We start from the raw sequence: 8,263 nt of genomic DNA, 5'->3' as shown, positions 1-8,263 counted from the left end.
TTGTAGCTGCACCACTATTAAATGATACATTCTTTCTTGAAGAAGTGGATGATGCAAAAAGCCAAATCAAAGATACGGTAGAAAAAATCCATCAATTTGATTACAATCAAAGTAAAGCTCTAGAAGAATTATCCAACGATGTGTCGAAAATGCAAAACTACATAGATCGTATCCAATCGCATACGAAAAGTGGAAAGATACAACTAGAAAACTATACAATCGGCACAGTAAAGAAGTATCAAATTGATGACTTGCTTTTAGAAAATACTTGTTCTAGAGAAGACACTGATACGAAGGAAGAGTTACAAAAGAAACTCGCAAATGCATATACCATAGAAGAATTTTTAAAACTTGCAAAAGAACTTGGTGATGAAAATCTAACCGAAGAGCAAAAAAGGCTCCTTACCTTGTGGGAAACCGCAGAAGGTATCAAAAACGGTGTCTATAAAGCAGGAAAAGACTTCGTAAAAGGACTATTCAATTTCGTCTTGCATCCCGTAAAAACAATAGAGAGTACAATTGATGCCCTTGCACATCCAATCAAAACATTCGATTTTCTTTCGACGGCGATCCGTGAGTCGTATGAACGAGATGTAATCAACGGAGATGCCAAGTCCCGAGCGGAATGGTTTGCTTATGCATTAGGAAGTATTGGATTGTCTGCAGTGGGAACAAAAGGGCTGGGCGCCGTATCAAAGACCGGAATGGCAACAACAAAAGTCGCTACTAATGCCGCCGCTAGAAAATTAAAAGGTGCAATTTCTGATTTAGATTTATTACCGTATTCCCCTAGGAATCAATTAGCCTATGCCAATGCAAGTGTTGTGCCTTACAATGTAGTGAATGGTGCTGGGGTCAAAGATCAGCTGCTTTCTATGGTGAAGGTGGAGACTAAGGGTAGCGGTAAGGGTACGGATAAAGTTACGAGGCTTAAATCCAGAAAATTATCTTCTGATCAAATTGAATTAGAGTGGTTAGCTGACAAGTATACTGCTGTAGAAGTAAAAGGAACAGTTAAAGTTGGTGGAAAAGAAGTAGAAGTATCTAGAAGAGTGTACCAAATTAAGATTGATAAAAATTATGTACCTAATAATCCGAAGGCACTAGGAAAGTCGAATGGAGAATTAATGAAAAAGGGGAAATCTCCATATATTTCAAAGGATGGGGTGGAAAGTAAAGTAGAATTACACCATTTAATTCAAAAAGAACCTGGTGGAATGGTTGAAATTGCGGAGTTAACTCATGATAAATACGATTCGACGCTACATGGTTTAGCTGAAAATGGACAGAGCTTTAGAAATAAACCAGAACTTGAAAAAATGTATAATAACTTTAGAAGTAACTATTGGAAAATGCGTGCCAGTGAATAATAGGAGTGAGTTTAATTTATGGATGAAAGAATTATTAAGATGATTGAAAATTATGGTGAAGAAGATGATTTTTTTGGAGAAGTTTCAGAAGAATATATTAATAAGGCTGAAGAAAAACTTAGAGTTAAATTTCCTCGAAGTTATCGCAATTTCATAAAAAAATATGGTTCAGGAGGAATATGTGGAGTTGAGCTTGAAGGAGTTCAGGGTAATTTAGGAGCATCTGTAGTTGATGCAACAGAGAGATGGAGAAAATTAGGGTTGGGTATGAACTTAATTGTTGTAGAGGACTCGGGAGAATTTGCTAGATGTATGTATTGTGCAGATATTAATGATAACAGAGTATTTAGTTGGGAGAGGGTCGGGACAGATTTAAACCCAAGGTATAATACATTTGATGACTATGTAATAGACATATTTCAAGAAGGAATTGATAACTGGTAAAAAACAATGAGGTTAATCCAGGGATACTTATGAATCAATTAACGGAACCGTACAAACACGTTAGTTTAAAGTGCCAGGCAGAGCGACCTGTAGCAGAACGGTGCCTACAAAGCAGGAAAAGACTTCGTAAAAGGACTATTTGATTTCGTCTTGCATCCTGTAAAAACAATAGAGAGTACAATCGATGCACTTGCACATCCAATCGAAACGTTTGACTATTTATCGATGGCGATCCGTGATTCATATGAACGAGATGTGATCAACGGAGACGCCAAATCCCGTGCGGAATGGTTTTCTTATGCATTAGGAACCATCGGACTATCCGCCGTGGGAACAAAAGGATTAGGCGCTGTATCAAAAACTGGAATGGCAACAACGAAAGTCGCTACCAAAGCAGGCGCCAGCAAGGTGAAAAATGCTACTGAAAAAATCTCCAATCTTAACTTATTGCCATACGCGCCTAGAAATCAATTAGCTTATGCCAATGTAGGTGTTGTGCCTTACAATGTAGTGAATGGTGCTAGGGTGAAAGATCAGTTGCTTTCTATGGCGAAGGTGGAAAGTAAGAGTGGTGGTAAACCTTTACAAAAACACCACTATGCAACTAATAAAAGTAAAACGTATACTCACCAGTTAGAAAATGTGACTAAAAAGTATGGCTTGGAGTTAGACGATACTTGGAATAAAGAATTATTACCCCATCAAGGAAGACATCCGAATGCATACCATGAATATGTGTTAGACAGGATAAATGAATATGATGCTATTGCACGTGGAAATAAGGAAATTTTTTTAGAGTTATTTGAAGGGTTAAAGAGTGAAGTTAGGGAAAATCCAGATATGCTTTACAAAGAGTATTGGTTAAAGAAAAAATAGGTAGGGGATATGGATGAAATTTTATAAGATAAGCATAGAAGTTTCAGGCGAAAACGATATAGTATGTCATTATAAGGATGATTTAGGTATTCAACAATACGAATTTAAAATTGGAAAAACCTTTGATAGATGGGATGGAAGTTTTAAGTTTTACTATGATAAAAGTGAGGGAGATGTGCTTACTGACTATCTTGCAAATGATATGGGATGGTTTGTGGTATCTAGAAGATTGAAAACTATTATGGAGAACTTAAATACTAAAATTGAGTATTTTCCAGTTGACATTATTGAGCTGAAAAGTGGAGATAGTTTAGAAGAATATTATATTGCTAATATTCTTAAAGTGGTTGATGCGCTTTGTTTAGAAGAGTCAGATTACCATGAAATACAGACTAAAAGTGTTGGGACAATATATAATATACGAAAATATGCAATTTATGAAAATAAAGTAGAAAATAGTGATGTTTTCAAATTGGGAACTAGACAGGAAATTCCTATTTTCGTTTCAGAAATATTTAAAAGAGAAATTGAAAATAATGAATTAACAGGTTTGGAATTTTACGAAATTAAAGCTATCTAAACTATTAAGGTTTAGGTACCAGGCACCGAGACAATTAATATGCTCAAAGAACTGTTGGCGGAAAAGATAGATTACCAAATGATAATGGTGGGCATTTGATAGCTAGCATTTTTAAAGGTTCTGGTGATATTGACAACTTAGTACCAATGAATGCTACTCTGAATAGAAAAGAGTACAAAGCTATAGAGACTACTTGGAAAAAGGCTTTAGAAGTAGGGAAAACAGTGGAAGTTAAAATTGAGCCTATTTATTAGTTTTAGGTACCAGGCACTGAAACAATTCAGAAAATAGACTACAGATCAAGTCCTTAATTTCTCAAGAGGTTAGGGGCTTTTTCTTTTTATGTTTGAATTTATGATTGTGTAAACACCCCCATGATACGGGATCGTATTCAATCCCATACGAAAAGTGGAAAGATACAACTAGAAAACTATACAATCGGCACAGTAAAGAAGTATCAAATCGATGACTTGCTTTTAGAAAATACTTGTTCTAGAGAAGACAGTAAAGAAGAGTTACAGAAGAAACTGGCGAATACAACTAACCTAGAAGAATTTTTGAAACTCGCAAAAGAACTAGGTGAAGAAAATCTTACCGATGAACAAAAACGAATCCTCACCTTGTGGGAAACTGCAGAAGGTATCAAAAACGGTGTTTATAAAGCAGGAAAAGAATTCGTAAAAGGAATATTCGATTTCGTCTTGCATCCAGTAAAAACCATAGAAAGTACAATCGACGCACTTGCGCATCCAATCGAAACGCTCGATTATTTTTCGAAGGCGATCCGTGATTCGTATGAACGAGATGTGATCAACGGAGACGCCAAATCCCGTGCGGAATGGTTTGCTTATGGATTAGGAACCATTGGACTTTCCGCAGTGGGAACAAAAGGATTGGGTGCAGTCTCAAAAACCGGAATGGCAACAACGAAAGTCGCTACCAAGGCCGGTGCTAGCAAGGTAAAAGGTGCAGTAGAAAAAATTTCTGGTTTCGATTTATTGCCGTATTCCCCTAGGAATCAATTAGCCTATGCGAATGTAGGTATTGTGCCTTACAATGTGGTGAATGGTGCTGGGGTGAAAGATCAGCTGCTTTCTTTGGCGAAGATGGAGAGCAAGGGGAATGCTAAACTAAGTCCATCAAATTATCCAAATCCAGACCCACCCATGTCTATACCTCCAGTAAGATACAAACCAAAAATAATAGAAGAAGTTATAAGAATGCGTCAAGGAAAAGGACCAACGACTAAAATGACCCATGGTATTAAAAATATAGAAGCACACCATAGACAACAAGTTCCTGTTAAAAATGGTGGGATATTAGATGAATTAGAACAAAGTACACATAGAGGGGAAGGAAATCATACACGTCATAATAAAGCTTCACAATTAACTCCATCTCAAAGAGCCAAGGAGATTAGAGAGCATTATAAAGAAAGAGGAAAAGAGTATATACTACCAGGCGAAGGAATTTAAAGGAGGAAGAGTAATTGACAAGAGATGAAGTTGCAAATTTATTAGATGGTATATTAGACAAAGAAATAGGAAATTTAGATACTCCTTTGGCAAGTGAATGGGACAAAATTGAAAAAAAATTTGGATGTCAATTTCCATTAGAATTTAAGTTTTTTATTGAGTTAATGTCGGAATATTCATTTCCAGGAGATATCTTAAATGTATCAAATGGTAAAACGAATGGAAATGATACTATTGAATTTACTTATGATTACGAAATGAAACAAGGTGTATGGAAGGAAGATTTTATCCCCTTTTATAGTATAGGTAATGGTGACTACTTTTGCCTTCTTTCCAGTGAGTGTCCAAACACAGGAGTTTATTATTATTCGCATGAAGAAAATAATATAGAAAAAGAAGCTAATAACTTTGAAGAATGGTTAATTCGGTTACCTGCCTTTTTGAGTTAAGTTTTGGTGCCAGTAAGGTTTAGGTACCAGGTACCAATTCTGACAATAGGGTACAAATTAAGTCCTTAGCCACTTCTGGGGTGAAGGGCTTTTTTTGATAGAATAGAATTCTAATTATATTTTGACACAACGAAAGTATAATCGATGCAATCGCGCATCCAATCGAAGCCTTCTAAGATCTAGTGCCTGGCACTGAAACAATTCAGAAAATAGGATACAGATCAAGTCCTTAATTTCTCAAGGGGTTAGGGGCTTTTTCTTTTTATGGTTGAATTTATGATTGTGTAAACACCCCCATGAAACGGTAGAAAAAATCCATCAATTTGATTACAATCAAAGTAAAGCTTTAGAAGAATTATCCAACGATGTGTCGAAAATGCAAAACTAAAAAGATCGTATTCAATCACATACGAAAAGTAGATAGGAGGATTTTATGGATAAGAAAGTGCAATTAACTAGCCAAGTTAAAACGGTAATAAATATTCTTGAAAATGAATATCCTAACGAAATAAAAAAAGATATTTTTCAATTAATATATAAGAGATATAAGAATGCACTGGAAATACTTAAAAATAATAAAGATTTAAACAGAATAAATATTGTTGGTGGTGTGAGAGCCTATATGGATAGTTTTGATGATTATCAAAATCCTTTATTAAAAGAATTACACAGGGCAGAAAACTTATTTAAAGAGTTATTATATTAGAAGATATTTATACTAAACCTTGAGTGGCCGCTATAATCAAGCCTTTCTCTGATTGTCTGCAGTGGGAACAAAGGGTCTGGGTGCTGTATCAAAGACTGGAATGGCAACAACGAAAGTCGCTACCAAGGCCGCGACAGCAAAGTAAAAGGTGCAGCAAAAAAATTTTCTGGTTTAGATTTATTGCCGTATGCCCCTAGGAATCAATTAGCTTATGCGAATGCTTACAATGTGGTGAATGGTGCTGGGGTCAAAGATCAGCCGCTTTCTATGGCGAAGGTTGAGAGTAAGGGAATAGATAATACTTTTGCAACTAACAAAAGAAATTTATATAGAGGTGATAGTTTACTTCATTCCTCAACTAGATCAAATGGAATTAGTAAACCAAATATATCAAGTTCAGGTGATTTAGTTCCAGCAAGTAAGGATGGTTTTTACAAAGGTCGACAAGTGACTGTTACAGAGCATATACTAGGAGGCTATAGAAAAGGAGCTAAATCTAATAGTCCTTATACTAGCTTTACAAATAACAATAATGTTATTGGAAATTATGGGGAAAATACAATTGAACTAGATATTTCAGCTTTAAGGAAAGATATACAGTCTGGAAAGGTAAAAGATGTTGTCATACTTTCTCCAAAACAAATTCAAAAGTTAATTGAACTAGATATTATTTCCTGTGGTTTTTGGAAGAATAGAGCAATTAATTGGACCGAAAGGGATAATGAGTATTTGATTAAGGGTGTAGTTCCTAGTCAATATATTAAGGTATCATCTAAGGAGTGAGAAGTTTGAAACTATACTTTTTAAATGAATTTTTAGGAGATATAAGCAATATTGGTATTGAAGGAATGTGGATTACTGCTGAGATTACCCCTTCAAAAAATATAGTCAAATTCAATGATTTTTTTGCAGCGATTATTGAAGAGGAAAATGATTTTGAAGAAACTAATTATAACGAAGAATGGTTAGATGATAACAATTGGTATATCATGGATGATGAAAATACAAGAAAGGGCATATACATACCTGCAGTTTATCCTGATGGGAAAATAAACTGGAGGTGGAGATGATTAAGCATAAAATGTTGAATGCAGCATTTCAAACAACTCTTTTATAAAAGATAGAAGGAAAGATATGGCATAGTATAAGCTGCCAATCAACGAAATAATTCAGAAATAGAATACAAATTAAGTCCGTAATTTCTTCGGAGGTTAAGGGCTTTTCTTATGAATATGAGAAAAGTATTTTTTATCCGCTTTCTGGAAACGTTTATTCAGCCTGAATAGAAGAGTTATCCGCTCTCTTAACAGTTTGAAGATGGAGTACAAAAAAGATCCTTAAATCTCTCTTGAGATTAAGGACCTTTTTTATGCATAGTTAGTTATTGTGATAAGGTTGCATCTTTTTTACCGTTTAGATGACTGCCCCTGTATTTATTTTTTTATTATAAATTCACAACAATTCCATTCGTACCGATATCGGCTTTGTTGTTTGCTTCGTCAACTATTTTAGGTGCCAGTTACCCAAACAATTCAGATAATAGTCTACAGATTAAGTCCTTAATCTCTTCGGAGGTTAGTGACTTTTTTATACATCCAGTATGATTGCAATCTATCTATCCTTTTTGAACCAATTTTGCCATAGTTCTTAATTTTAGGTGCCAGGCAGAGCGACCGAGCCTAGGTCGTAACATATAGGGGTGGAATTCCCGTCGAGTAAGAACTAGCCATTCACTCGTAGCGAGTCTTGGAGGGCAACGAGTAATCGCTGTCTTTAAGCGTAGACAGTTAGCTACCGAGCCGTAAGCCAATTGGTTGAGGGGATTAAGCTCCGAAATACTAATTCGAGAAGACTGATGCAGTGGCCTGTGCAGAAAGCAAAATTTCTACTGACGCAATGGCAAGACAGTAGAAACTTCTCCGAAGTCGGTGACCATGGCACGTTAAGCATTGATATGTTACGGCAACTCGGGAGATCCTATCGGTCTTTTCGAAATTTTTTTAAGAGCTTTATGAGGGTTTTATAATATCTCTCGTTGATCCTTTTTTCTTACAAGCAAGTCCTCCTTGTTTAGACACCAAAACAATCACACTATAGAGTATAGATCATCTTAATCTTTTCGGAGGCTAAGAATTTTTTATTTCTATTATAAATAACAAGGGTACTAGTCATATGAAGAGTGTAAAAATTCCTATTTTAAATAAGTATTTATAGTAAAAAATAATCTTAATAGGAGTTTTTTTACATGTTATAATTTCTGAAAGTTCATAATTTTTTGTTTGTATATTGCTGTTAATGATAATTTTGATTAAACATTAGAAAACGTGATAGAAAAGAAGGTGAATGGTTATTTCGAAGATACT

9 protein-coding genes and 1 pseudogene are annotated in these 8,263 nt (G+C 35.2%); all 10 read left to right on the top strand.

The window, feature by feature from the left end; translation table 11 throughout:
- Positions 1–1,370: HNH/ENDO VII family nuclease (locus D1606_RS06590; RefSeq protein ID WP_119415227.1), on the top strand; the 1,370-nt coding region annotated here is incomplete at its 5' end.
- A gap of 18 nt (positions 1,371–1,388) precedes the next feature.
- On the top strand, positions 1,389–1,814 hold the full coding sequence (locus D1606_RS06585; protein ID WP_119415226.1) for an SMI1/KNR4 family protein: 426 nt from the start codon (positions 1,389–1,391) through the stop codon (positions 1,812–1,814).
- A 150-nt stretch (positions 1,815–1,964) separates the two neighbouring features.
- Positions 1,965–2,690: an AHH domain-containing protein gene (locus D1606_RS06580; protein WP_199670686.1), complete on the top strand. Its 726-nt coding sequence runs from the start codon at positions 1,965–1,967 to the stop codon at positions 2,688–2,690.
- 13 nt (positions 2,691–2,703) lie between these two features.
- Positions 2,704–3,270 carry an imm11 family protein gene (locus D1606_RS06575; RefSeq protein ID WP_119415225.1) on the top strand — a complete coding sequence of 189 codons (567 nt, stop codon included), beginning with the start codon at positions 2,704–2,706 and terminating at the stop codon, positions 3,268–3,270.
- Positions 3,271–3,323: 53 nt separating this feature from the next.
- Positions 3,324–3,524 (top strand): annotated as a pseudogene (locus tag D1606_RS06570) (DNA/RNA non-specific endonuclease); the annotation flags it as partial.
- Between the two features lie 120 nt (positions 3,525–3,644).
- A complete protein-coding gene (locus D1606_RS19050) occupies positions 3,645–4,745 on the top strand; it encodes a Nif11-like leader peptide family natural product precursor (RefSeq protein ID WP_233548041.1) in 1,101 nt (366 codons plus the stop codon).
- Between the two features lie 14 nt (positions 4,746–4,759).
- A complete protein-coding gene (locus D1606_RS06560; RefSeq protein WP_119415224.1) occupies positions 4,760–5,194 on the top strand; it encodes an SMI1/KNR4 family protein in 435 nt (144 codons plus the stop codon).
- Between the two features lie 433 nt (positions 5,195–5,627).
- Complete coding sequence (locus D1606_RS06555; protein WP_119415223.1) at positions 5,628–5,900, top strand: hypothetical protein; 273 nt, start codon at positions 5,628–5,630, stop codon at positions 5,898–5,900.
- Between the two features lie 228 nt (positions 5,901–6,128).
- The gene (locus D1606_RS06550; protein WP_233548040.1) at positions 6,129–6,683 is read left to right on the top strand and encodes a hypothetical protein; all 555 of its coding nucleotides are present in this window, start codon (positions 6,129–6,131) and stop codon (positions 6,681–6,683) included.
- Between the two features lie 5 nt (positions 6,684–6,688).
- A complete protein-coding gene (locus D1606_RS06545; protein ID WP_119415222.1) occupies positions 6,689–6,970 on the top strand; it encodes a hypothetical protein in 282 nt (93 codons plus the stop codon).
- Positions 6,971–8,263: the final 1,293 nt, after the last annotated feature.

The sequence above is a fragment of the Rummeliibacillus sp. POC4 genome (assembly GCF_003576525.1).
Taxonomy (GTDB): domain Bacteria; phylum Bacillota; class Bacilli; order Bacillales_A; family Planococcaceae; genus Rummeliibacillus.
Note: the sequence above shows the minus strand (reverse complement) of the source record. Positions and strands in the feature narration are given on the sequence as shown.

Excerpts from the sequence above, each read along its gene's own strand:
- D1606_RS06585 (WP_119415226.1), top strand. The coding sequence starts at position 1,389 with ATGGATGAAAGAATTATTAAGATGATTGAAAATTATGGTGAAGAAGAT.
- D1606_RS06575 (WP_119415225.1), top strand. The coding sequence starts at position 2,704 with ATGAAATTTTATAAGATAAGCATAGAAGTTTCAGGCGAAAACGATATA.
- D1606_RS19050 (WP_233548041.1), top strand. The coding sequence starts at position 3,645 with ATGATACGGGATCGTATTCAATCCCATACGAAAAGTGGAAAGATACAA.
- D1606_RS06555 (WP_119415223.1), top strand. The coding sequence starts at position 5,628 with ATGGATAAGAAAGTGCAATTAACTAGCCAAGTTAAAACGGTAATAAAT.